Here is a 24,010-nt window from a genome sequence, read left to right on the forward strand (position 1 = left end):
GATTCAATTATTCCTGCAAATCCCCCGGCAAATGGCAGACCACTTCCAGGTTGTTACCATCGGGGTCGAGTACGTAGGCGGCATAGTAATCCGGGTGATACTGCTCATAGATACCTGGAACACCATTATCGGTAGCGCCGGCCTCTAATGCGACCCGGTAAAAATTGCGCACCACTTCACGCTCTTCTGCGCGAAAGGCAATATGCAGCTGGGCACTACTCTGTCCCCCCTCGGAAATCCAAAACTCCGGCTTATCCGCCCAACCAAAGCCCGCCGATTGATCAAATTCCATGACCAACTCATAGCCAATCGACGCCAATGCCTGGCGATAAAAATCGCGGGAGCGGGCAAAATTTTCTACCGGTATTCTGATGTGATCCAACATTGGCAAGTCTTCCCTGTCTTGTGGTGGCTTCACCGCCAGTCTGCAAGATAGCTCAGGGGGATGGATTCAGCTTTGACTGAGCTGAAGTCGTGACGGGCTTTACCGCGCGAATAAGCACTGAGAGACACAAAAAACTTCAGCAACCCCACAACATCCATTGCCGGGTTACTACATCAATGCCGGCAAAATTAGGGCAGGAAATACCAGTGATGTAATCCATAAGCCGCCACGCCAAACCCAAAAATAAGCTGGCCGACCAAAAGCACGCGATAGGCAAAGGTATAGCGGGCCACACCGCCCCGCTGAATAGCATCATTGGAAAAAATCCTGGCCTCCTCGGGGTAGTCCTGCTCCAGATTTTTTAATGCCGGAACCGCCAACCTAAGCAACTGCCGGCTGCGGATATCCATTAACCAGAATACGGTTACAAGAATCACCACAGAGCCACCGAGCAGGGCGAGAATCAAAGGATGAAAATTTTTCTCCATCGCAGTAAAAATCCCCCCCTCCACAAACATGGTGAGTATCACAAAAAAATTAATCACCTTGAGGCGCTGATCTGCGGCAAATCGATAGTGCTCACAAAGGTACCGTCCCTGCTCCAAATTCATTCTCCTTAATTCGATAAAATAGGCCTGAAAATAGCCAAACCGCTCTTCCGCCACGAGTAAAAAAGCCGGGCTGAGCCCGGCTTTTTCTCCATACCAACAGCAATTTTCCGTGGTAGTAGTGGTTGTTCGCTAAATTCAGGTCAGCGATTTTCGCGATGTGCCAGCAGATCGTCAACCACAGTGGGATCGGCCAGGGTGGAAGTATCGCCGAGATTATCCAGGTCGTTACAGGCGATTTTGCGCAGGATACGCCGCATGATTTTGCCCGAGCGGGTTTTCGGCAGACCAGGAGCCCACTGAATCCTATCCGGCTTGGCTATAGGGCCAATCTCGCTGGCACAGAGCGCGGTTAATTCCCGCAGCAGTGCTTCACTGGGTTGGTGCCCCGACTTCAGGGTGACAAACGCATAAATGCCCTGCCCTTTAATATCGTGGGGATAACCTACTACGGCGGCCTCGGCGGTATCCGAATGCAGAACCAGGGCACTTTCAATTTCGGCTGTGCCCAGGCGGTGGCCTGAAACATTCAACACATCGTCGATACGCCCGGTGATCCAGAAATAACCATCGGCATCTCTGCGCGCCCCATCGCCGGTAAAATAGTAACCGGGATAGGTGGAGAAATAGGTGTCGATCATCCGCTGGCGATCGCCGTAGACATCGCGAATCATCGATGGCCAGCTTCTTTTTATGGCCAGGGCACCCTCTCCCGGACCATCAATTTCCCGACCATCGCCATCCAGTAATACCGGCTGTACACCAAAGAAAGGTTTTGTGGCTGAGCCCGGCTTGAGTGCCACCGCACCCGGCAAAGGGGTAATCATATGGGCGCCGGTTTCCGTCTGCCACCAGGTGTCCACAATGGGGCAGCGCTCCTGCCCGACCACCTTGAAGTACCACTCCCACGCCTCGGGGTTGATCGGTTCTCCCACAGTGCCCAGTAACCTCAGAGAACTGCGCTCTGTGCTCGTCACAAATTCATCGCCCGCGCCCATAAGGGCACGAATCGCCGTGGGGGCGGTGTAGAAACTGTTAACCCTGTGCTTATCCACAACTTGCCAGAAACGCGAGGCATCCGGGTAGGTCGGGACACCCTCAAACATCAAGCTGGTAGCTCCGGCCGCAAGGGGGCCGTAGACAATATAGCTGTGGCCGGTAATCCAACCGACATCGGCGGTGCACCAAAAAACCTCTCCCTCGCGGTAATCAAATACATACTTGAAGCTCATGGTGGCCATCAGCAAATAACCGGCGGTGGTGTGCAGCACCCCCTTGGGTTTTCCGGTGGAACCAGAGGTGTACAGGATAAATAGCGGGTCTTCCGCATTGATAACTTCCGGTGCGCATGCGCTATCCATCTCTGCGATGGATTCCGCATACCAGATATCCCGCTTGCTATTCCAATCTACCGGCGCGCCGATATGCTTTACCACAATGGTTGTATGCACATTGGGACATTCGGATAGGGCCTGATCCACATTGGCTTTCAGAGGAATATGTTTGCCACCGCGAACCGCCTCATCCGCTGTAATAACCAGATGACAATCGGAATCGAGAATACGGTCCTTCAGGGCACTTGGCGAGAAACCACCGAACACCACCGAGTGCACCGCGCCAATACGAGCGCAGGCCAGCATGGCGTAGGCCGCCTCGGGAATCATAGGCATATAAATACAAACGCGATCCCCTTTTTTAACCCCGCGGGATTTCAGCAGATTTCCCAGGCGACATACATTGTCGTACAGGGTGCGGTAGGTAATTGCCACGCTATCCGCCGGGTCGTCCCCCTCCCATAAAATGGCCGTTTGATCACTTCGGCTAGCCAGGTGGCGATCGATACAGTTCACCGTGACATTGAGCTGACCATCAGCAAACCAGGCCGAATGCCCTCGGTGCATATCCTCTTCCAGCACCTGGGTAAAGGGTTTTTCCCACTGTAGGAAATCCTTTGCTTGTTGCGCCCAGAAAGCCTCCGGATTTTGCACCGACTGATGATACATCCTCTCGTAATCTTCTGCGCCAATCAGGGCATTGGCGGCAAACTCAGCAGGTATGGGACGGGTATGCACTTCTGACATCTTCTTCTCCTTTATTATTAGCTTGGCATGATGGCCTAGAGAAATCTGAGCTTGTTCGAACTGTATTCGTATCACTTTATAGCATTGCTACCGCGAAACAATCCCCACCTCACGGCAGAATTGGAAAATTGCAAAGGGCGACTCCGAGTTGGGTACTTTGCACACCCGCCCTCTATCCAGGCTGGCCGAAAGAAAAGATCATAAATGAAAGAAATTAACAGTCGAAGATCGTCGAGTAGAGTTCCAAATATTATTCTACGCAGTCAATTCACCGCCGGAATCTCCGGCATTGGAAGCCCCTCTGGGTTCAACCAAAAAAATCACCCGTTCCGTTCAGCTTTTTGTTTTTGCTTTACCCCTTTGGCCACCTTACACGTATCCCAAGGGCCTAAAGAAACTGTATTATCAAGAAACCCAACATGCATGTTTCTATACTCGCGATTTAAACCCCAACAAAAAACTAACGAACTTGCTGAATTCTCTTTAGGAAATTAACTAAAACATTCTGACCATGTAAAAAAGCTAAGCTTCACCTTACCAAGATCTCCTGCTTGAAACACATACCTGAAAAAAATCCATTCATCCATGAAAAGCAGCTCAGGAAAACAATCTCTTAACAGAGAGAAAAATTGCTATAGCAACCCCCCAAAAATACGCATACCATAGATTGAAACTACGATCCCTCAACTTAAAAACCCCACCTACAATTAAAGAAAACGTGGGTAAAATAATAAAAACCCCTAACATCGAAAAAAGCACACCCCATAGAGCCATCACATCCTGCAGTATAAATAGCGGAATTGCTGAGATCACTGAACCAACAATAAACAAGCTCAATCCAATTGCTTTAGGAAACTGGTTTTTCTTTTCTGCATCCACCTATGCAATAACCTTTTAATAGCTAAAACTGTAGGAATAGTTTTACAAATGGAAAAACATCTACCAGATTTGTCGAGGGTAATACAGTAGAATAAAGTAGATCGACTGGGCGAGCTAATTTGCCCACCCAGCTAAGAAAGCATTACGCTTCGGCTAGCTGCACCGGAATCGTATTCGTGCTGCGCTCTACCTGGTTTTTCTCATCCAGATACACCAGCTTGGGCTTGTGGCTATCGGCCTGCTCCTCGGTCATCTGGGCATAGGACGCAATAATAATACGATCGCCAACCTGGACTCTGCGGGCAGCGGCGCCGTTCATAGAAATAATGCCGGAACCGCGCTCAGCAAGGATCACATAAGTGTGAAAGCGCTCGCCGTTACTCACGTTATAAATATCGATTTTCTCGAATTCGCGCAGCCCCGCCAGCTCTACCAGATCCTCGTCAATTGCGCAGGAGCCGTCATACCAAAGTTCGGCCTGGGTCACCGCGGCCATATGCAGTTTGCACTTCAACATTTCAATTTGCATGGTTGGATGCCCCTCAGAGTTCCAGGGATACGTTGTCGATCAGGCGAGCAGCACTGGTGTACATCGCTCCGAGGATCGTAATTTGCTTGTCATCATCGGCGGCCGGCTGCAAGTCCCTGCTGTAGCAGATGGAAAAGTAGTCGACACGAAAACCGCTGCCCTCAATGCGTCGGCGCGCCTCTTTTTCCAAATCGGAAAAATCCCTACGCCCCGCTAGGATCTCATCCTTGACCCAGTTCAGCGACTGATTAAGCACTGCCACTTTAGGCCGCTCGCCCGCACTGATGTAACCATTGCGCGAGCTCATGGCCAGGCCATCGTCTTCGCGGTGCACAGGTGCTGCAATGATTTCCACCGGCATACACAGGTCTTCCACCATACGGCGTATTACCGCCAGCTGTTGGAAATCCTTAATACCGAATATCGCCTTGTCCGGCTGTACAATATTAAACAGCTTGGAGACCACCGTAGTGACCCCTTCGAAGTGCCCTGGGCGACTGGCACCACAGAGTACATCTGTCATGGCAGGGCAAACTACACGGGTCTGCTGGTCCATACCATTGGGGTAGATCTCACTTTCGTCCGGGTGGAACAGGAAATCACAGTCCGCTTCTCGCAATTTAGCGATATCACGCTCCATAGTGCGCGGGTATTTGTCCCAGTCCTCATTCAAACCAAACTGCAGGCGGTTGACGAAAATCGAGACCACTACCAAGTCACAATGTTGCTGGGCCAACTTAACCAGTTCGATATGGGCATCGTGCAGATTGCCCATGGTAGGCACAAAGCCGACCGACTTGCCGTCTTTGCGGGCCTGGGCCAGCGCTTCGCGCAGGCTTACTACGTGGTGGAAGACTTGCATTGCTCTACCGCTCACTATGAATCAGCGCGGCATCATACTCGCTGAGACCTGGTGTCTCAACATAGTGAAACTGCCACTATCGCCTGGTTTTCCCCCGGCAGTCTAGGCCGGCGGCAGCCCACAGGGGTCACCCACACACCGGATTGCCGGTCACCCCCATCACTTCCGCACGGCACATTTCCAGCACGAACCATCGCCGCAAAGAGTTCAGGAAGTGTTCATGCCCGCCAAGGCAAACTGCCCGCCAACATAGACAAAGCCCTTAAACAATATCAAAGAGCCATCCGCGCTCGGGAGCGCTGCCATGAGACAACTCACTACTGCCATCGCCACCGCGGGCCTGCTATTACTAGCTACCCCCGCTCTCTCCGAAGCACACCGGGGATACCAGCGTGCAATAGACCACGATCAACACGGGCAGGGAAGAGCTCAGCGCGAGCAGCGCCACTTCGAGCGCGGTCACGATAAACACCACAAAAAGCACCACAACCGCGAGCACGAAAGACAGCTTCGCAAGCAAGAGCGCAGAGAAGAACACAGGCAGGAGCGCCGGCAAGAGCGTAGAGAAGAGCGCAGGCAGGAGCGCCGGCAAGAGCGTAGAGAAGAGCGCAGGCAAGAGCGCAAACACCGTCGTGAGGTTCGCCACGCCTATAAAGATGGCTATTCCAAAGGCTACAACCGCGGGCACCGCAAGGGGCATCGGCACGAACACCGCGCGGTACATCGCCCCCACTATCGCCACGGCCACCGCGGGCACCGACCCCACTGGCGTCCGGCGCATTACGGCTACGGCTACCGCTGGCGTCACCTACCGCAAAATATTGTCAGCGTGAGTATCGGCGCGGCAGGTTTTTATTACAGCGAAGGCATTTTTTACCGCCCAGCGTCCCACGGCTATGTGGTAACCCGGCCGCCCCACGGCGCCATAGTGCACAGCTTACCGGCTTCTGCCTTGACTGTGGTTGTCGGCGGCTACAACTACTATGTGGCCTACGACACCTACTACCAGTGGGACCAGGCGCGACGCGGCTACCGGGTGGTGCCAAATCCCGGCCTGCTGTAACGCTTATCCCCCCTCGCTTCAGCGGTCTTCGGACCGCTTTTTTATTTCTTCGCTAAAATCTGAACAAAAACTCAATAGCCGGAAAGGGCGAGGAAACCCACAAAAAACCGAATAAATATTTAGTTTTTTAACCGGTAAAAAATAGCGTTTTTTTATCTATAGTTATTGCTTTCCAGCCCTGCTGGGCCCAAGATTCGCGCCCGCCACAGATCAACGGAAAGGCGCCATGAAACAGCAACAAGTAAAAAACTGGACCTGCGAAGATTCAGCCGAACTGTACGGCATCCGCAACTGGGGCGCCGGCTATTTCGACTTGAATGAAAACGGTGAAGTCTCAGTACTGGTAGAAGGCCCAAACGGCAAATCCCACAGCGTATCCCTGATGGAAATCGCCCGCGGCGCCACCGAGCGCGGCCTGGGCATGCCGCTGTTACTGCGTATTGAGAACCTGCTCGACGAACAGATCGCCCGCATCAATGAATCCTTTGCCCGCGCCATCGACGACTGCGGCTACGGCAACGTGTTTCGCGGGGTTTTCCCCATAAAGGTGAACCAGCAGTGCCAGGTAATCGAAGAGATCGCCAGTGCCGGTCGACGCTTTAATCATGGCCTGGAAGCAGGCAGCAAGGCCGAGCTCATCGCGGCACTCTCCATTCTGGATAACACCGAATCCCTGATTGTGTGTAACGGCTACAAGGACGAGGAATTTATTAACCTCGGTCTACAGGCCCAGCGTCTGGGTGTACAGATCTTCTTCGTGGTGGAGACCCCCTCGGAGGTGGAAACCATTATTCGCTGTGCCGAGCGCGAGCAGGTGCGCCCCAATATCGGCGCGCGGGTAAAGCTCGCCTCCAAAGTCGGCGGCTACTGGAACGCAACCAGTGGCGACCGCAGTATTTTCGGCCTGGGCAGTAATGACCTGATCGCCATGGTCGACCAGCTGCGCAGTCACGATATGCTCGACTGCCTCAAACTGCTGCACTACCACCTGGGCTCACAGGTGCCGAATATTCGCGATATCCGCACAGGCGTATTGGAAGCCTGCCGTTACTACGCCGACCTGGTAGAGGAGGGCGCTCCCATGGGGTACCTGGACCTGGGTGGTGGCTTGGCGGTGGACTACGACGGCACCAAAACCAACTATACTCACTCGAAAAACTACTCTTTAGACGAGTATTGCGTGGATGTGGTGGAAGCCATTATGGGCACCCTCGACAGCGAGGGCGTGGCCCACCCGGTCATTATTACCGAGTCCGGTCGCGCCACCGTGGCTTACTCCTCGGTACTTTTATTCGATGTGCTCGACACCACCCGCTTCGAACCGGTAGAGCTGGAGCACACCAAGATCAGTGATGGCGACCACCAGATGTTGCTCAACCTGCAGGACGCGGTGCGCAGTATCACCCCGAAAAACCTGCAGGAAAGCTATAACGATGCCCTCTACTACCGCGACGAATTGCGCTCCCTGTACCTGCACGGCCAGGTGAGCCTGCGCGAGCGCGCCAATGCGGAAAACCTGTTCCTGCAGGGCGCTCAGGAAATTCGGGCACTGCTGGATGAGGCCGAGGCCATACCCGCGGATCTGCAGGCGCTGCCGGAGGTCCTTTCGGATATCTACTACGCCAATGTGAGCGTATTCCAATCGATCCCGGACATGTGGGCTATCGACCAGGTGTTCCCACTACTGCCGATCCACCGCCTGGACGAGGCGCCGACCCGCTCCGCCATCATTGCCGACATTACCTGCGACTGCGACGGCAAGATCGACCGTTTTATCGGCCATGAAAAAGAACAAAAGACCCTGCCCCTTCACGAACTTAAAAAGGGCGAGGACTATATTCTCGGCACCTTCCTGGTGGGCGCCTACCAGGAGACCCTCGGCGATCTGCACAACCTGTTCGGCGACACCAATGTGGTGAGCGTGCGCATACAGGAAGACGGCAGTATCGACTTCAGCCGTGAAATTCACGGCGACAGTATTTCCGATGTATTGAGTTACGTAGAATACCAACCTAAAGCGCTGTTTGAGCGCTTCCGCCAACTGGCGGAACGCGCCGTGAAGCAGGGGCTGATTACCGCGGCCCAGCGCAAGCAAATACTGCACACTTATACCGCCAGCATGAGCGGTTACACCTATTTTGAAAAATAAGTTAAAAATTAGGCGCCAGCGCCTTTAAGACGATAGCGGCGGTCAACGCCGCAGACTAAGGAGATCTTTATGGCCAACGTACTGATCATCGGCGCCGGCGGCGTCGGCCAGGTGGTCGCACACAAGTGCGCCCAGGTTGAGGAAGTATTTGAACATATCACCCTCGCCAGCCGCACCAAGAGCAAGTGCGACAAAATTGCGGAAATGCTACCGCGCAAAATCGATACTGCCGAGGTCGATGCGGACAACGTACCCGAGCTGGTCAAGCTGATCGAGAAAGTAAAGCCGGACCTGGTGATTAATGTGGCCCTGCCCTACCAGGATCTGCACATCATGGATGCCTGCCTGGAAACCGGCGTGCACTACCTGGACACCGCCAACTACGAGCCGCCGGAAGAGGCCAAGTTCGAGTACAAGTGGCAGTGGGCCTACCAGGAGAAGTTCGAGAAAGCCGGCCTGATGGCCCTGCTCGGCAGCGGTTTCGACCCCGGTGTCACCAGCGTATTTACCGCCTACGCCAAGAAACACCACTTCGATCGTATCCACACCCTGGATATTCTCGACTGTAACGCCGGTGACCACGGCCTGCCGTTCGCCACTAACTTCAACCCGGAAATCAATATCCGCGAGATCACCGCCAACGGTCGCTACTGGGAAAACGGCCAGTGGATCACCACCAAGCCCATGGAAGAAAAGCGCGTCTTCAACTTCCCCGAGGGTATCGGCGACAAGGATATCTACCTGCTGTACCACGAGGAGCTGGAATCCCTGTCCAAGCACTTCCCAGAAATCGAGCGTGCACGCTTCTGGATGACCTTTGGCGACAGTTACCTGAAGCACCTGGAGGTCCTGCAAAACGTCGGCATGACCGGCATTGAGCCAGTGGAATTCCAAGGCCAGCAGATTGTCCCCATCCAGTTCCTCAAAGAACTGCTGCCGGACCCCGCCAGCCTGGGCCCGCTAACCAAAGGCAAGACCTGCATCGGCAATATTATCCGCGGCAGCAAAGACGGCGAAGAGAAGATCTACTACGTCTACAACACTTGCGATCACCAGGATTGTTACCAAGAAGTACAGTCCCAGGCGATCTCCTACACCACCGGCGTACCCGCGATGATCGGCGCCAAGATGATGCTGGAAGGCAAGTGGATGAAGCCGGGTGTGTGGAATATGGAGCAGATGGATCCGGATCCCTTTATGGACGATCTGAACCAGTACGGCCTGCCTTGGCAGGAAACCTGGCTGGATAAACCCTTCCAGTAAACACCGCACTTTTCCACCCCTCGGGATGGGCCCCGCGCCCATCCCGCGCAGCAGGATATATTGCCCCCCATGGACCTCACTCCCCGCGTTGACTACTTCGGCCACTTCGACCCCTACCGCGTACCCTCGCCCTGTTTCGTAGTTGACGAAACGGCCCTGCGCGACAACCTCGCTCTACTCGCCGATGTGCAAAAGCGCTCTGGTGCCAAGGTGCTGGCGGCGCTCAAAGCCTTTTCCATGTTCAGCACCGGTCATATCGTCGCAGAGTACCTGTCCGGCACCTGCGCCAGCGGCCTCTTCGAGGCGAAACTCGGCTTTGAGGAATACGGCGGCCGCGATCAGGGCAAAGAAGTACACGTATTCAGCGCCGGCTATAAAGAAGACGAATTACGCGAGATTCTGCAATTCGCTCAGCATGTGATTTTCAACTCTTTCTCCCAGTGGAAGCGCTACCGGGCGCTGTGCCTGGAGATGCAAAAGCAGCGCCCGGAGCTGCGCTTCGGCCTGCGTATCAACCCCGAGCACTCCGAGGGTCACACCGATCTCTACGATCCCTGCGCACCCTGCTCGCGCCTCGGTATTGTGCGCTCACTGTTTGCCGGCGAATCCCTCGAGGGCATCAGTGGCCTGCACTTCCACACCCTGTGTGAACAGGACTTCAAACCGCTACAGCGCACCATCGCCGCGGTGGAAGAGAAGTTCGGCGACCTGATTCCGCAGATGGAGTGGATCAATTTCGGTGGCGGCCACCACATTACCCGCCGCGATTACCAGGTGGAAGAACTGATCCAGGCCGTGCGCGCTTTCGCCGGCAAATACGATGTGCAGGTCTACCTGGAGCCCGGCGAGGCTATCTCCCTATTCTCCGGCATTCTCGTGTCAGAAGTGGTGGACACCGCCTGGAACGGCGAAAACCAAGCCATTCTCGACGCTTCCGCTACCTGCCATATGCCGGATGTACTGGAAATGCCTTACCGCCCGCAAATTACCGGCGCCGCGCGCCCCGGCGAGCTGCCCCACACCTATCGCCTGGGCGGCCAGAGCTGCCTGGCCGGCGATAGCATCGGCGAGTACAGTTTCCACAATCCACTCAAGGTGGGGGAACGCCTGGTATTCGAGGAAATGGCCTACTACACCATGGTAAAAACCAACACCTTCAACGGCATCCCCCTGCCCGCCATCGCCCTGTGGAACTCGGATACTGACGACCTGAAGATAATCAAACGCTTCGGCTACGAGGACTTCAAGGATCGTCTCTCCTGAGTCCAACCCAACCCAGACAGATACGGGCGGCGGGCCGCGCAAGCGCCCCATCGCCAGAGGATATGCAGATGCAGCCAGAAAACGATTACCCCATCTTCCTCGGCTCCGAGATTGAGCAACCCAAGCCGGAAGATGCTCTTTTCCATATCATTCCCATCCCCTATGAAGAAACCGTCTCCTATGGCGGCGGCACCGGCAAGGGTCCGGCCTCTATTCTCGAAGCCTCCTGGCAGCTGGAGACCTATGACAATTTTTCCTCACCTTGCAAACTGGGTATCTACACCCGGCCACCGGTAACGGTATCGGCACCCGCCGAACAGGTGATGGACAATATCGCCGCAGCCACCAAAGAGGTATTGGCACTGGGTAAGATGCCGGTAGGTATCGGCGGTGAACACTCGGTGACCTGGGGCCTTATCAAGGGATTGCTGGACGCCGGGGAGACCGACTTCGGCGTGGTTCAAATTGATGCTCATGCCGATCTGCGCGATCGCTACGAGGGCCACAAACACAGCCACGCCAGCGTGATGCGCCTGGTCGTGGAGGCCGGCGTGCCGCTGTTCCAGCTGGGTATCCGCGCCTACTGCGAAGAGGAAATGCAGGCGCGCAAGGACTATGACGTAGGCTTCCTGGATGCCCACCAGCTGGTGCCCAACAACGTGCAGGAATTCCAGCTACCGGATAACTTCCCCAAAAAGGTCTTCTTTACCCTGGATATCGACGGCATGGACCCTTCGGTCTTCCCGTCCACCGGCACCCCAGTACCCGGAGGCCTGGGCTGGTATCAGACCCTCAATCTATTCGAATCTGTTGCACGGCAAAGAGAGATTATCGGCTTCGACGTGCTGGAATTTGCGCCGATTGAAGGCTTTCACGCCTATGACTTCGCCGCTGCACAATTGATGTACAAGCTGATGGGTATTATCCAGCGCAATCGCTGACCAATCCTCCACACTCCAGCGCTTTGACAATTCTTAACCAATTCACCTGTCTTTGCTGTCAGGATAAGGGTTAGTATGCAGGTGTGAGTAATCACTTCGCTGGAGAGACTGTGAATAAACTGAACCTAGTTCTGGGCGCCGGTGCCTTCATTGCACTGGCGGCCTTTGCCTTTAGCCCATCTGCCGATGCGCGTGGATACGAACGTGGGGACAATCACCGCCACCACCACCGTGGACACTATCGCGGCCCCCGTGTTTCTATCGGCTTTATCGCCGCGACACTGCCCAGAGAGCATGTGCGCGTCGCCGTTGGCGGACGCCCCTATTATTATCACGGTGGTCATTTCTATCGCCACAGCCCCAGGGGTTATGTGGTGGTCAGTGCGCCGCTGGGCGCCTCTGTAGTGACTCTGCCAGCAAGTGCTGTGCCAGTACAGGTGGGCGGTTTGACCTACTACCAATACGCCGACTCTTATTATCAGTGGATACCCGCCAACCGCTCCTATGTTGTGGTTGCGCCTCCCGCACCGGTGGCCGTAGTTCCCGCTCCAGCCCCAGTTGTCACAGTTCCAGCTCCGGCACCGGCAACCATTCCCGCGACGCCGAACCCTGGCCCCAACGGTTTCCAGCCCGGCCAAGTAGTGGAGACTCTGCCAACGGGTTACACCGCTGAAATGATTAACGGCATCCAGTACTACCGCTATGGCGGCAATTACTTTATGCCCACCCAACGCGATGGCCGCGAAGTCTATGTGGTGGTCAAGCTGTAAGCCGCGCTTTGCTTTCCAGCCCGTGAAAACGGGCGAACTGCCCAAGAGCCCGGTGAAAGCTCGCTTCGAGCGAGGTACCGGGCTTTTCTGTCCAATGCAGGCTCTCTATACGCAACACCCCAACCTCCCGATCGGCCTTTAAGTCCACCAGTCCCACAAAGCGGTCTGCATATAAAATTGGCAGGCAAAAATAGCCATAGCGACGTTTGGCCGCGGGTACATAGCATTCCAACTGGTACTCAAACTCAAACAGTCGGCGCAGGCGCTTGCGCTGCAATATCAACGGGTCGAATGGCGATAGCAGGCGCACTTTGCGCGATACCCTAGCGGGCCCCTGTTCCAGCTGTTCGGTCAATATCAGCTCCTTCCCCAGCGGGGACAGCTCACCACTCGCCAGCATGGCCTCTACAGCCCGCTGTATCAAAGGCTTGTCTTCGCGGCGCAAGTAGGCAATTTCCTCAGCCCGACCAATCCCCTGGCACCCCAAAAAGGTGCGCACCAAGTGACAGCCGTAGTCGAGCTCTGAAGCAGCGCTGGTAGGCAATTTTGCCGGCAATATTCGCTCGGGCAGATCAAAGACTTTCTGGAAACCCTCGCGGTGGCTGACCATGAGCTCACCCTCGTGAAACAGCTGTTCCAAGGCTTTCTTCTCGTCGGACCACGCCCACCAACCGCTTTTGGTCCGTACGAAATCGCTGGCGCGCAGCGGCCCCTCTGAACACACCCGGTCGAGCACATAGCGACACAGCTTGGCATTTTTCTCGTACCAATGCCGCTGGCCGGCGCGGATACGCTCCATGCGCACACGCGCGTAGCGGTAGTGCGCCATGGGCAGGTAGGCGGCGGCGTGGGACCAGTACTCAAAAATTTCACGGCGCTGCTCCGCCTCGGCCAGATGTACCTCGCGGTAGTGCGGTAGTCGGTTGAACAGCTGGTGGTGGTGGGCGCGGGTAATACGCTGGATGGCATCCAATTGCAGCGCGCCCAAATGCTCTAGTAACCCGGAGAGCCCCTCGGTCCAGGGGCTGTGGATAAACTGGCGCTGCAGCACCAGGGCGCGAATTTTCTGCTCTGACAGCAAGGTGCGACTCTCCCTGTGTCCAGCCAATAGCGTGGCTGGCGGTGGCTTTAACCCGAGGCGGGGAGCGGCTTACTCGCCCTGATAGTATTCCGGTGCCAAGTTATCGAAGCGGGTGTACTTACCGATAAACGCCGCGCGGCAAGTACCGATCTCACCGTTACGCTGCTTACCGATAATCAGCTCGGCCAACCCCTTATCCGGGCTGTCCTCGTTGTAGTACTCATCGCGGTAGATAAACAGAATTACATCCGCGTCCTGCTCGATCGCTCCGGATTCGCGCAGATCCGAGTTCATCGGGCGCTTGTTGGGCCGCTGCTCCACACCGCGGTTGAGCTGCGACAGGGCGATTACCGGACACTCATATTCTTTCGCCAGCGCCTTGAGAGAGCGCGAGATCTCGGAGATCTCCTGGGTACGTCCCTCGGTAGAGCCCTTCACCTGCATCAGCTGCAGGTAATCCACCATGATCATGGCAGGCAAACTTTTGGCCTCGGCATCCTCGCGGCTCATACGCGGATTTTCGCGCATCAGTTTGTTGATGTGGTCGCGTACCGTGCGCTTGGTGCGCGCGCGTACCTCACTGGGGCTGAGCGCCGGGGTATCGTCAATGTATAGGGCCTTGCCCTTCATTTTCTGTACGGCGCTGGAGAGCTTGGGCCAATCCTCTTCCTGCAGCTTGCCGTTCCTGATACGACCCTGATCGATACGGCCAATGGAAGACAGCATCCGCATGACCAGGCTGTCCGACGGCATCTCCATACTGAATACCAGAGTCGGGCGCTCCTGTACCAGCATGGCGCTCTCAATAAAATTTAATGCCAGCGCAGTCTTGCCCATGGAGGGGCGCGCGGCGAGGATCACCAGTTCGCCCGGCTGCCAACCCGAGGTGCGCTGGTCCAGCTCGGTGAGGCCCGTACTGAGGCCGGTGATATCCCCCTCGGTTTTGAACAACTCATCGATGCGCTCGACGGTTTTTTTCAGCAGGGTATCCACACCGACAAAGCCGCCCTCTTTGGCGCGCCCTTCGGCGATTTCCGCCACGCGGCGCTCGGCCATCTGCAGCAGGTCGGCGGAGGCGAGACCGCCCGGATTGAAGCTAGTGCGGCTGATTTCACCGGCAGCGGCGATCAGCTGGCGCAACATCGAGCGCTCGCGCACGATCTTGGCGTAGGCAACGATATTGGCGGCGGAGGGGGTGTTTTCGGCCAGCTCCGCCAAATAGGCCGGACCGCCTATTTCACCGAGCAGGTCGCGACTGGCGAGCCCTTCGGCGAGGGTAACGATATCCAGAGGCTGCTCGCCATTGCTCAATTCACCCATCACCGCAAATATCTTGCGGTGACTGGCGGTGAAGAAGTCCTCTTCACTCAACTGCTCAGCAACGGCATCGATGCGCCCCGGGTCAAGCATCAGACCACCGAGCACGGACTGCTCCGCCTCTACCGAATGCGGCAGTGGAGAGCTCTCCTCACTGTGGATATCTTCTTGCGGCGTGGGATATTCGTCGATCATGGGGCTTTACTGGATACCAGAAACAAAACAGGCGCTGACCCGGTGGGGTACAGCGCCCGATTGTAGCGCGGCTGGCGCCTATGGCACCAACTGCTTGTCGGCAAAACCTTATTCGGCTTCGACTACGACTTTAACTACAGCAGTCACGTCGGAGTGCAGCTGTACGTCTACTTCGTACTCACCCACTTCGCGCAGAGCACCTTCCGGCAGCTTCACTTCAGCCTTAGCGACTTCAACACCGCCAGCGGTAATCGCTTCAGCGATGTCGCGAGTGCCGATAGAACCGAACAGTTTACCTTCGTCACCGGCGTTGGCAGCGATGGTAACAACCAGGCCAGCCAGCTTGGTGGCACGGCTGTCGGCTTCTGCCAGCTTGGCAGCAGCCGCGGCTTCTAGTTCAGCGCGCTTGGCTTCGAACTCAGCAACGTTGGCTGCAGTAGCCGGAATTGCTTTACCAGTCGGCAGCAGGAAGTTGCGGCCAAAACCGGCTTTTACGTCAACGCGGTCACCCACGTTGCCCAGTTTGCCTACTTTATCGAGCAGAATAACTTCCATCTCGGTTTCCTCAATTTTGTATTGTGCGAGAGCGCCTATTTTGTGGAGCGCCCGCGAATATCTATCCAGCTATCTACCAGAGCCAGGCCACACAGGAATCCAGCCAGGGGCAGGCCACCGATCACCAGCATCACATACATCGCCACCAGGGGACCTATCCCCCAACCGCGACTGGCGACCAGCCAGTGAATCAGGGCAATGCCCGCCACCACCATCGGAAAGGCGATGACGGCGCCCCAAAAGGCGTAGCCTGGGGTTACCAGACTCAACACCCAAAGCAGCATACTTAGTGCCGCCAGCCACCGAGGCATACGCAGCTGATGAAACTCCTGGCGAAAACCGCCGGGGTTATACAACAGCGCCTGCCAGTAGCGCCCCAAGACCAAAGCCAGTGTGGCGCTCATCGCCGATATCAGGCTCAGATATCCAGTGATCTGCAACTCGCCTGAGAACACCTGCTTGAGCTCTTCCATCGGCACAGTGTTGGGCTGTTGCGCGGCGCTTTCAAGCGCCTGCATAAAGCCCTGCAGCAAGCCGCCACTGAAAGCCGAGGTGAGCAGTATACCCACCGCCGAGGCCGCCGTTACTGCAAGCAGAGCGGCAACCCATGAGCGGCGGCTGCGCAGCGCCACGGCACCGCAGAATACTGCGGCGAAATGGCCGGCGGATATGCCGGTCACCAGGGGTGGCACATGGCCACTCATACCCATAACGACGATCGGCAACAGCGCCCAGGCCAATACCATCAGGCCTTCGCTGCCGCCGCGGCGCAAGCTCACCAGAGCGAGGATTGCCGGGCTTATCAGCGGTATCCCCACCATGGTGAGGACTACCGCCCGCACGCGCCCGCGCATAATAAATTCAGCTACGGCGCGCATATCTAGATAGCTTCTCTATTAATGAGTCTAAGCAAACTGCGGCTTAAACTTCGTGGCTGTCCGTGTACGGCAGCAGTGCCAGGTAGCGTGCACGCTTGACCGCGGTGGCCAGCTGACGCTGATACTTGGCTTTGGTGCCGGTGATACGGCTCGGTACAATTTTGCCAGTCTCAGAAACGTAGGCTTTCAGAGTATCGAGATCTTTGTAGTCGATACGCTTAACACCTTCCGCGGTGAAACGGCAGAACTTACGACGACGGAAAAAACGTGCCATCTGATTATCCCCTTACTCTTCGCTTTCAGCGTTATCGGAAGATTCTTCCGCGGCATGGGAGGAAGGCTTGTCTTCCTCGGTGCGCTCGCGACGCTCAGTGCGCTCTGCACGGGCGGCCTTGCGTTCACGGCTTTCTTTTTCCGCTTTCATGATCGGGCTCTCATCGGTGATCGCCTCGTCTTCACGGATTACCAGATTACGGATAACCGCATCGTTGTAACGGAAGTTGGTGGTCAGCTCTTCCAGAGCTTCTTCAGTGCACTCAACATTCATTAGAATGTAGTGAGCTTTGTGGATCTTGTTGATCGGGTAAGCCAGACGGCGACGGCCCCAGTCTTCCAGGCGGTTAACTTCACCACCAGTGTCCTTGATGGCAGCGGTGTAACGCTCCACCATGCCAGGTACCTGCTCGCTCTGGTCCGGATGAACCAGGAATACAATTTCGTAATGACGCATTTTAGCTCCTTACGGGTTAATCAGCCTCCCGGACAGTCCGATGAGGCAAGGAGTACAACAGGCGCGGTGATACCGAGCCCATTGCGGGCGGCGTATTCTAGGCAGTTGCGGGATTGGTTGCAAGTTGATCAATTTCATCTAGGCCGATGCCGTCGCCAACCCGGTTGCAAATTGATCAATTAATCAGCGTATCAATCGATGTTATGCGCGGGCGGGGGCGGTGCTTGCGTGGATTAAGCCACTGAAGTGCGCGATCTGGTCATGGGTTTTCACCACTGTGCTGGCATATAGTGCCACCAGTTGCAGGGAGAAGTACCGTGCCCCAAGAAATCCACAATCTCACATTTGGCGCCTTCCAGGTGCCAGTCGCCACTTTTCACAATGGCGAAAGCCCTCTCGTCCTGGTCATTCCCGCCATGGGGGTACCGGCCAATCGCTACCGACTTTTGCTCGAAGAGCTACAGCGACTCGGCTACAGCACCGCCATCACCGAGCTACCGGGTACAGGCGACAGCCTGCCAAAACCAAGCCGCAGTGCCGACTACGGTTACGACGATTTGGTATTCACATTTATCCCGCAGCTACTGAAGCTGCTAGAGCAGTCCTTCCCCGCCGGCCCGGCCCTGATTCTCGGCCACAGTATCGGCGGCCAAACCAGCACCCTGGCGGCGCGCGCGGGCCTGACCGGCAACGCCAAAGTGGTGACCATTGCTTCAGGACATGTCGATCACCGCAGTTGGCACGGGCTACAGCGTTATGCCCTGCTGACTTTCGCCGCGATTGCCAGTGCCACATCGAGCGTGCTGGGCTATTTCCCCGGCGCGCGAATGGGCTTTGGCTGGCGCGAAGCGCGCAAGCTGATGCAGGACTGGGCCAGCGCGATCTTCAGCGGCCATTTTTCCCCGGAAAAACAGTTTATTGAACGCAAAGCCAGTGACCAACCCACACTTCATATCGCCCTGGCCGGTGATCCTTTCGCACCGCTAGAAGCAGCCCGCAGACTGGCTGCGATTATGGATGGCGAAACCCGCGAGATGGCCGCCACGCACCCTATAGGCAATCCGCATCTAAGCTGGATAAAAAATCCGCGCCCAATCGTCGCCGAAGTGGACAGTTGGCTGACCCAGCAACCCGCCATCTCGAACTGAAAACGGCTCCCCTGGCGCCATTTAAAAGCTGGCGCCAGGCGATGACCTCTAATGATCAACACATCCTTAATGCTTTCTTTGCCGCGACACCCTCTGCGACCTTCATCGTTCCGCCCAGTCATTTTCTGTTCGCTTCCGATTCTGGCCAGTATCCACAGCAGGTCGGAAGTAACTTGTCTTCCAGCAAGCTAAACCAATAAACGATCGCCTGGGGAATTCGATGACTACTGACCATTTCAAGCAATTCGAAACTTTGCATCAAGGTAATCAGGTACTCATTCTGCCCAACATCTGGGATGCCGCCAGCGCGCTGCTTTGCCAGGCAGTTGGTGCCTCCGCTCTGGCCACCAGTAGCGCCGCGGTCGCTTGGTCACTCGGTTATGCGGATGGCGGCAGCCTACCAGTATCGGAACACCTCGGAGCCATTCAGCGTATTTTGCGTGTTTCCCGGATACCGGTATCTATAGATATAGAAGATGGATACAGCTCCGACCCCATTCAGGTAGCCGAGCTGGTCAAAACTTTGAGCGATCTCGGTGTCGTAGGGATTAATATCGAGGATGGCAACGGGAGCCCGCAATTACTGTGCGAAAAAATCCGATCCATTCGATCTGCCCTACAGGGGCGATCACTTTTTATTAATGCGCGGACTGACGTATACCTAAACAGGGGAAATGAGAGTGAAGATTCGCTCAGTGAAGTGATACAAAGATTATTGCACTATCAAAATGCCGGTGCGAATGGAGGATTTATCCCGGGTTTAACCTCCCTGGCGAAGGCTCAGCGCCTTGCAAAGAAAATCACTATCCCGCTCAACTTAATGTTGCTACCTGGAATGGAGGCGCCGACGCAATTCTACACAGCGGGCATTCGCAGATTGAGTTATGGAGCAGCACCATTCCAATCGAGCTATGCCCTATTTAACCATTTATCGAAAGACGTTCTAAAAAACAAAATCCCCTTTGGAATATTTGATCACCCGCTGGATTATGATTACTTAAATAGTGAAGTGTTCGTTTTAGAGAGAGGTTCCCCCTTGAGCGAATACAGAGATTAAGCGTTTCTCAGCAGCGTTTTTTTAGTTTTGATCAAGAAAGCTGCTGAAACCAGTGATGACTTTCCCTAGAAAAAAGTCATCACTAACGCCAAGTAATTTATAAATTGATTAGATTCTCTATCTTCCTCTCAGAAGACATAAGCAACACCAAGACTAAACTCGCTTTTGCTATAGGAATACAAGTCCCGGTTTTCACTATTATCAATATACTGATATTTTCCATTGACATGAAAATCTGGAGTAATTCGAAATTTTGCCGCCAACCAAGATCTCACCCTATCAGCCTCCCTGTAGTAAAAATCTATATTGCTTTCATTGTCAGTAATACGATTTTTTTCGTTATAGAGACTACTGCGATACTCCAGGCCGGTAGAAAAATTCCACTTAGCAGAGAGGTTCCAGGCCAGGGCCCCACCCAAGGAGTGTCGGGCAGGAGAATAGCTGTAGTAATCCCCCTGGGATTTCACTTGACCTTCGCGATCGCTGTAGTCGAAACGATAAAAAACGGAAGCCTCGGCAGAAAATAATACACGCTGCAAACTCACATCAAAAAACTGGCGCCAACCATCCAGGTAAGCATATTCATCGCCACCAATGTAGTATCCTGGGCTGTAGGAAATAGCTACTTTTGAGTGCCCCCAATTTTTTGAGGCCTTGGCAAGTAACCGCACCTGCTGGGTGACAGACTCTCCTCCCAGCGTCACCATCTCGGCCGCAAGGCCCAACTCTGTCGCCCAACCAAACCGCTGCTGATCTCGGGAAAACGCTGCACGGGCACTGGCTAGATCAAGATTCTCATACTCTTTATATTTCCGCCCAAACCCGTAACCGTGCACCCGCCATCCATTTGCTTGCGATCCGCTAAAACGATATTGCCCCCAGGCAAAAAATTCTGCGAAGTTGTCATCGCCGATTGAGGATTCTTCCAGCAATTCATTTTGCAACGCATAAGCGTTGTCATCATGGCCGGCGCTCAAACTAACCGTAGCCAACCAGGGTTTATCCTGTTCTCCGCGATGTGCATCGGCAAGTAAACGCAGGCGGCGAGCGGCCATGTTTCGCAGTTTTTCACTGGCCGCTCCCTCCCGCACAATACGATAGTGTTTGAGCGCAACCAGCTCTCGCTTACTGCGCTCCGCAGCAATGGCCAGGTTATAGTGGGCCAGATCTCGCCAGCGAGCGTCATTCAGCAAGCCGAGAAAATAAATCGTGGCCTCTGAATAACGCTCGAGTTTCATCAGGGTAACGCCGGTGTTATATCTGATCTTTGCCGAGTTATTGCCAGACTCACGCTCAGCCTCAAAATACTTTAGCGCCTTACGGTATTTTCCCTGCTTAAAAGCCTCCGTCGCCTCGCTAAAGGAATCCGCCGCCATAGATACTGAAGGTATCAATACCATCAGTGTGATTAGTACTGTTCCGATCTGCCCATGTTGCACTGTGGATTACTCCTAAACATTCCCTGTCATCAAGTTTTTTCGTATCCGTCAGTTAGGCATCCGGGCCATCGGGTAAATCCTCCTGAACTTGCCCCAAAATTCCATCGAGCTCCATTGAAATCTGATCGCGAATATCAACTGGCAAACTACTCAAGATATCCTGCATCATTTGCTCGATCACACCCTGAATATCGGCACCATTCATAGCACTTTTCACAGCTTCTTCGATATTTTCCCTGGCGACCTCGGCTGTTCGCATGGCCTCTTCCCTAGCCGCTTCCGCTGAGAGACGCGCACTGGCCATAATTTCCTGGTGCCGCGCGATAGCCTCATGCATCTTCGCCTCAATTTCCTCGCTGTGCTCGGCCCCCATCCCTGAGGAAGCCATCGCCTCCATCACCGCGGCCATGGTTTCCTCGGCAATTTCTTGCAGATCCGGCGGCAACTCTATGTTATTCACCACATCCAGCGCATCTTGGTCCTCCTCTACCACGGTTAAAGTGACATCCAGATCTTCAGGCATTTCCTGTGCCATTAGTGGTCCGGTGCACAGCACTGTCGCAGCGACACTCGCCGCCAATATTCCCTGTTTCCACATCGCTTGGTTACCTCTAAGTTGTGACGTACATTGCCATTCAATACGGCGGGAGGTGTTGAGTTCACAAATGCGTTAATCGTTGTCGCATGCGCTTACTCGCCCCGCCATATTCCACTTCAATCAATATCTCCCCCGCGTCTCTATCGCCGAGAACTTTCACCGGTAGTGACAGGCGGTTACTTCCAACCGCAATATCCGTCTGCCATTGCAATACCTGTCTGCTCGCATACCCTTCGAGACGTACATTCTCCGGTAGGATTATCCGGATTACCGCGCCCGGCATGGACCGGCCACTATGCAGCACAAAATGCACTGGCCGTGAAGTCGCCGCTTGTGTATGAGCCCGATTGGAATGCGCGGGTGTGTAAACCGATGCGACTTCCGATAACAAATTTTTTGAGGGGGCGAACAGCGCTACCAATGTAATGACTAGAAGAAAACTAGCGGCTACCGCCAGCTGTCCCAGCTTCGGGTATTTACCACCGGAGAGGCGCTTTGCAGAATACGCAGCATGTGCCTCCTGACGAGCAAATAAGGATGCCAAAATGCGCTCTTCTAAATCATCGCCGGGCTCCTCAACCGGCAGACACCTGAGCTGCCTCTCCAAATCCGCATCACTTGAAAAATCTGCCAAGTCATTTTTTAGCATTGCCGTTTCCTCTAATCATTAACACGGCTGACTCTCGCTATAGGTTCCCTCGCCCAGTATTTTTTTTAATTTTTTATGTGCGCGATGCAAGCGCGACTTCACTGTACCCACATTGACATCCAAAATGTCCGACACCTCCAGTACTGAATAGCCCTCCACATCGTGCAGTAAAACAGCATCGCGCCATCCCGCTTCTAAGGTCGATAAGGCTTGTAGCAACAGGCGCTGAGTTTCCACCCGCGCATAGGGCTCCTCTTCAAATACACTGCCTGCCGCCTCTTGCCAATCGACCTCAGAATCAATTGGTGAGATGCGACGCCTGCGGTAGAGGTCGACATAACGGTGATAAAGCACCTTGATTAACCAGGGACCCAGGCGCTCAATTTTTTCCAATGCCACTGATCGCGCCAACAAACTGGCCAGTACATCCTGTACGAGATCTTCGGCCTCTTCTCGATTTCGGGTCCAACGATAGGCCATACGATAGAGCTGACGGATATGTGGGTGAACGAATTCGGCAAAGCGAGCACCACTCGATCGCCGCAGCAGTAATTTGGAGGGCCAGGCGTACAAACCACTACTCCCGGAAATTAGGGAAAAGGTGTCCGCAAGTTTTTCTCTACTCGCGACATAAATAAAATGAAAACTGCACAGTGAAACCACATGATGGCAGTGAGAAAAAATCTAGCAGTAATTCGCTGGGGAGGAGCAGTGAAAGGGATTTGTACGTGAAAAGCTACGCCGGGCCAATACACGACCCGGCGTCAGTAAACACCGGGTCGCGAAGCCGGATTAAACTCGGAAAGAAAATCAGCCGCCGCGCTGGCGCACCGCCTCAAATAGGCAGACTCCGGTAGCGACAGAGACATTAAGACTGCTGACTTCACCGGCCATGGGAATTTTAATCAGATGGTCACAGTGCTCTCGGGTCAATCTGCGCAGACCACTGCCCTCGGCTCCCATCACCAGAGCCATAGGGCCCGTTAACTGAGACTGATAAACATCCTGAGTGGCCTCACCAGCCGCGCCAAATATCCATACCCCGGCTTGCTGTAATTGCTGCAGGGTACGCGCGAGATTAGTCACTGTGACGAAGGGCAAAACCTCCGCTGCGCCACAAGCCACCTTTCGCGCGGTGGGCGTAAGGCCCGCAGATTTATCCTTTGGCGCAATAACGGCGTGTACCCCGGCGGCTTCAGCAGAGCGCAAGCAGGCCCCCAGATTATGGGGATCAGTGACACCATCCAATATCAACAGGAAAGGCGCCTCGGCCCGTTGATCAAGCTGCTCGAGTAATTCCAACAGAAATTTTTCATCATGGACTTTGGTTTTACCGACACAGAGTGCCACTACACCCTGATGATTCGCACCCTCTTCCACTTTGTCATCCAAAGTGCGCCGGTCAACGAAGCTCAGGGCAATATCATTTTTCTCCGCCTGCAAAATAATTTTCTGCAAACGCTGATCCTTGCGTCCGCGCAATAACATCAGCTCCTGCACATTCTGTGGAGAACCCTTTAAAAGCGCCTGCACCGCGTGCAGGCCGTACACCAATTCTTGGCTCAATGTA

General features: G+C 54.8%; 25 protein-coding genes. 8 read left to right on the forward strand and 17 right to left on the reverse strand.

Annotated elements, in window-relative coordinates; all coding sequences use genetic code 11:
- Nucleotides 1–7: 7 nt before the first annotated feature.
- From ACCI51_RS10885 to panC, 6 genes are all read right to left on the reverse strand, one after another.
- On the reverse strand, nucleotides 8–385 hold the full coding sequence (locus tag ACCI51_RS10885) for a VOC family protein (protein WP_371843570.1): 378 nt from the start codon (nucleotides 383–385) through the stop codon (nucleotides 8–10).
- 188 nt (nucleotides 386–573) lie between these two features.
- Nucleotides 574–996: a hypothetical protein gene (locus tag ACCI51_RS10890; protein ID WP_299582222.1), complete on the reverse strand. Its 423-nt coding sequence runs from the start codon at nucleotides 994–996 to the stop codon at nucleotides 574–576.
- Nucleotides 997–1,136: 140 nt separating this feature from the next.
- Entirely contained in the window at nucleotides 1,137–3,074 is a 1,938-nt protein-coding gene (acs, locus tag ACCI51_RS10895; RefSeq protein ID WP_299582219.1) for an acetate--CoA ligase, read from the reverse strand.
- Nucleotides 3,075–3,671: 597 nt separating this feature from the next.
- Nucleotides 3,672–3,953, reverse strand: a complete 282-nt coding sequence (locus ACCI51_RS10900) for a hypothetical protein (RefSeq protein WP_371843571.1) — start codon at nucleotides 3,951–3,953, stop codon at nucleotides 3,672–3,674.
- Nucleotides 3,954–4,095: 142 nt separating this feature from the next.
- Nucleotides 4,096–4,482, reverse strand: a complete 387-nt coding sequence (panD, locus tag ACCI51_RS10905) for an aspartate 1-decarboxylase (RefSeq protein WP_371843572.1) — start codon at nucleotides 4,480–4,482, stop codon at nucleotides 4,096–4,098.
- A gap of 13 nt (nucleotides 4,483–4,495) precedes the next feature.
- Nucleotides 4,496–5,344, reverse strand: coding sequence for a pantoate--beta-alanine ligase (gene panC, locus ACCI51_RS10910; protein ID WP_371843573.1), 849 nt, complete (start codon nucleotides 5,342–5,344; stop codon nucleotides 4,496–4,498).
- 304 nt (nucleotides 5,345–5,648) lie between these two features.
- On the opposite strand from panC, the gene ACCI51_RS10915 reads away from it, so the two are divergent.
- The 6 genes from ACCI51_RS10915 to ACCI51_RS10940 all read left to right on the forward strand — a co-directional run bounded on the left by ACCI51_RS10915 (nucleotide 5,649) and on the right by ACCI51_RS10940 (nucleotide 12,793).
- Nucleotides 5,649–6,407 (forward strand): DUF6515 family protein, encoded by a 759-nt coding sequence (locus tag ACCI51_RS10915; RefSeq protein WP_371843574.1) that lies wholly within the window; start codon nucleotides 5,649–5,651, stop codon nucleotides 6,405–6,407.
- Between the two features lie 226 nt (nucleotides 6,408–6,633).
- Nucleotides 6,634–8,556 carry a biosynthetic arginine decarboxylase gene (speA, locus tag ACCI51_RS10920; protein ID WP_299582198.1) on the forward strand — a complete coding sequence of 641 codons (1,923 nt, stop codon included), beginning with the start codon at nucleotides 6,634–6,636 and terminating at the stop codon, nucleotides 8,554–8,556.
- A gap of 69 nt (nucleotides 8,557–8,625) precedes the next feature.
- Complete coding sequence (locus ACCI51_RS10925) at nucleotides 8,626–9,819, forward strand: saccharopine dehydrogenase family protein (RefSeq protein WP_371843575.1); 1,194 nt, start codon at nucleotides 8,626–8,628, stop codon at nucleotides 9,817–9,819.
- 69 nt (nucleotides 9,820–9,888) lie between these two features.
- Nucleotides 9,889–11,082 (forward strand): carboxynorspermidine decarboxylase, encoded by a 1,194-nt coding sequence (nspC, locus tag ACCI51_RS10930; RefSeq protein ID WP_371843576.1) that lies wholly within the window; start codon nucleotides 9,889–9,891, stop codon nucleotides 11,080–11,082.
- 68 nt (nucleotides 11,083–11,150) lie between these two features.
- Nucleotides 11,151–12,023, forward strand: a complete 873-nt coding sequence (speB, locus tag ACCI51_RS10935) for an agmatinase (RefSeq protein ID WP_371843577.1) — start codon at nucleotides 11,151–11,153, stop codon at nucleotides 12,021–12,023.
- Between the two features lie 110 nt (nucleotides 12,024–12,133).
- Nucleotides 12,134–12,793 carry a DUF6515 family protein gene (locus ACCI51_RS10940; RefSeq protein ID WP_371843578.1) on the forward strand — a complete coding sequence of 220 codons (660 nt, stop codon included), beginning with the start codon at nucleotides 12,134–12,136 and terminating at the stop codon, nucleotides 12,791–12,793.
- Here ACCI51_RS10940 and ACCI51_RS10945 read toward each other — a convergent pair.
- The 6 genes from ACCI51_RS10945 to rpsF all read right to left on the reverse strand — a co-directional run bounded on the left by ACCI51_RS10945 (nucleotide 12,783) and on the right by rpsF (nucleotide 17,549).
- On the reverse strand, nucleotides 12,783–13,874 hold the full coding sequence (locus ACCI51_RS10945; protein WP_299582183.1) for a winged helix-turn-helix domain-containing protein: 1,092 nt from the start codon (nucleotides 13,872–13,874) through the stop codon (nucleotides 12,783–12,785). The two genes, ACCI51_RS10940 and ACCI51_RS10945, sit on opposite strands and share 11 nt — an antisense overlap.
- Nucleotides 13,875–13,943: 69 nt before the next feature.
- On the reverse strand, nucleotides 13,944–15,386 hold the full coding sequence (dnaB, locus tag ACCI51_RS10950) for a replicative DNA helicase (protein ID WP_299582181.1): 1,443 nt from the start codon (nucleotides 15,384–15,386) through the stop codon (nucleotides 13,944–13,946).
- A 108-nt stretch (nucleotides 15,387–15,494) separates the two neighbouring features.
- Nucleotides 15,495–15,941, reverse strand: a complete 447-nt coding sequence (gene rplI, locus ACCI51_RS10955) for a 50S ribosomal protein L9 (protein WP_299582179.1) — start codon at nucleotides 15,939–15,941, stop codon at nucleotides 15,495–15,497.
- Between the two features lie 35 nt (nucleotides 15,942–15,976).
- Nucleotides 15,977–16,819 (reverse strand): hypothetical protein, encoded by an 843-nt coding sequence (locus ACCI51_RS10960; protein WP_299582176.1) that lies wholly within the window; start codon nucleotides 16,817–16,819, stop codon nucleotides 15,977–15,979.
- A gap of 43 nt (nucleotides 16,820–16,862) precedes the next feature.
- A complete protein-coding gene (gene rpsR / locus ACCI51_RS10965) occupies nucleotides 16,863–17,093 on the reverse strand; it encodes a 30S ribosomal protein S18 (protein ID WP_299582174.1) in 231 nt (76 codons plus the stop codon).
- Nucleotides 17,094–17,105: 12 nt separating this feature from the next.
- Complete coding sequence (gene rpsF / locus ACCI51_RS10970; RefSeq protein WP_299582172.1) at nucleotides 17,106–17,549, reverse strand: 30S ribosomal protein S6; 444 nt, start codon at nucleotides 17,547–17,549, stop codon at nucleotides 17,106–17,108.
- A gap of 317 nt (nucleotides 17,550–17,866) precedes the next feature.
- On the opposite strand from rpsF, the gene ACCI51_RS10975 reads away from it, so the two are divergent.
- Both ACCI51_RS10975 and ACCI51_RS10980 read left to right on the forward strand, forming a co-directional pair.
- Nucleotides 17,867–18,697, forward strand: a complete 831-nt coding sequence (locus ACCI51_RS10975) for an alpha/beta fold hydrolase (RefSeq protein WP_299582169.1) — start codon at nucleotides 17,867–17,869, stop codon at nucleotides 18,695–18,697.
- A gap of 220 nt (nucleotides 18,698–18,917) precedes the next feature.
- Nucleotides 18,918–19,754, forward strand: a complete 837-nt coding sequence (locus tag ACCI51_RS10980) for an isocitrate lyase/PEP mutase family protein (RefSeq protein WP_371843579.1) — start codon at nucleotides 18,918–18,920, stop codon at nucleotides 19,752–19,754.
- Nucleotides 19,755–19,882: 128 nt separating this feature from the next.
- On the opposite strand, the gene ACCI51_RS10985 is transcribed toward ACCI51_RS10980, so the two are convergent.
- The 5 genes from ACCI51_RS10985 to rlmB all read right to left on the reverse strand — a co-directional run bounded on the left by ACCI51_RS10985 (nucleotide 19,883) and on the right by rlmB (nucleotide 24,006).
- Nucleotides 19,883–21,193 (reverse strand): tetratricopeptide repeat protein, encoded by a 1,311-nt coding sequence (locus tag ACCI51_RS10985; protein WP_371843580.1) that lies wholly within the window; start codon nucleotides 21,191–21,193, stop codon nucleotides 19,883–19,885.
- Between the two features lie 52 nt (nucleotides 21,194–21,245).
- The gene (locus ACCI51_RS10990) at nucleotides 21,246–21,791 is read right to left on the reverse strand and encodes a hypothetical protein (protein WP_299582162.1); all 546 of its coding nucleotides are present in this window, start codon (nucleotides 21,789–21,791) and stop codon (nucleotides 21,246–21,248) included.
- Nucleotides 21,792–21,852: 61 nt separating this feature from the next.
- Nucleotides 21,853–22,440, reverse strand: coding sequence for a hypothetical protein (locus ACCI51_RS10995; protein ID WP_299582160.1), 588 nt, complete (start codon nucleotides 22,438–22,440; stop codon nucleotides 21,853–21,855).
- A gap of 18 nt (nucleotides 22,441–22,458) precedes the next feature.
- On the reverse strand, nucleotides 22,459–23,013 hold the full coding sequence (locus ACCI51_RS11000; RefSeq protein ID WP_299582158.1) for an RNA polymerase sigma factor: 555 nt from the start codon (nucleotides 23,011–23,013) through the stop codon (nucleotides 22,459–22,461).
- A 237-nt stretch (nucleotides 23,014–23,250) separates the two neighbouring features.
- The gene (rlmB, locus tag ACCI51_RS11005) at nucleotides 23,251–24,006 is read right to left on the reverse strand and encodes a 23S rRNA (guanosine(2251)-2'-O)-methyltransferase RlmB (RefSeq protein WP_371843581.1); all 756 of its coding nucleotides are present in this window, start codon (nucleotides 24,004–24,006) and stop codon (nucleotides 23,251–23,253) included.
- Between the last annotated feature and the right edge of the window lie 4 nt (nucleotides 24,007–24,010).

This window comes from Microbulbifer echini (assembly GCF_041447225.1).
Lineage (GTDB): Bacteria > Pseudomonadota > Gammaproteobacteria > Pseudomonadales > Cellvibrionaceae > Microbulbifer > Microbulbifer echini.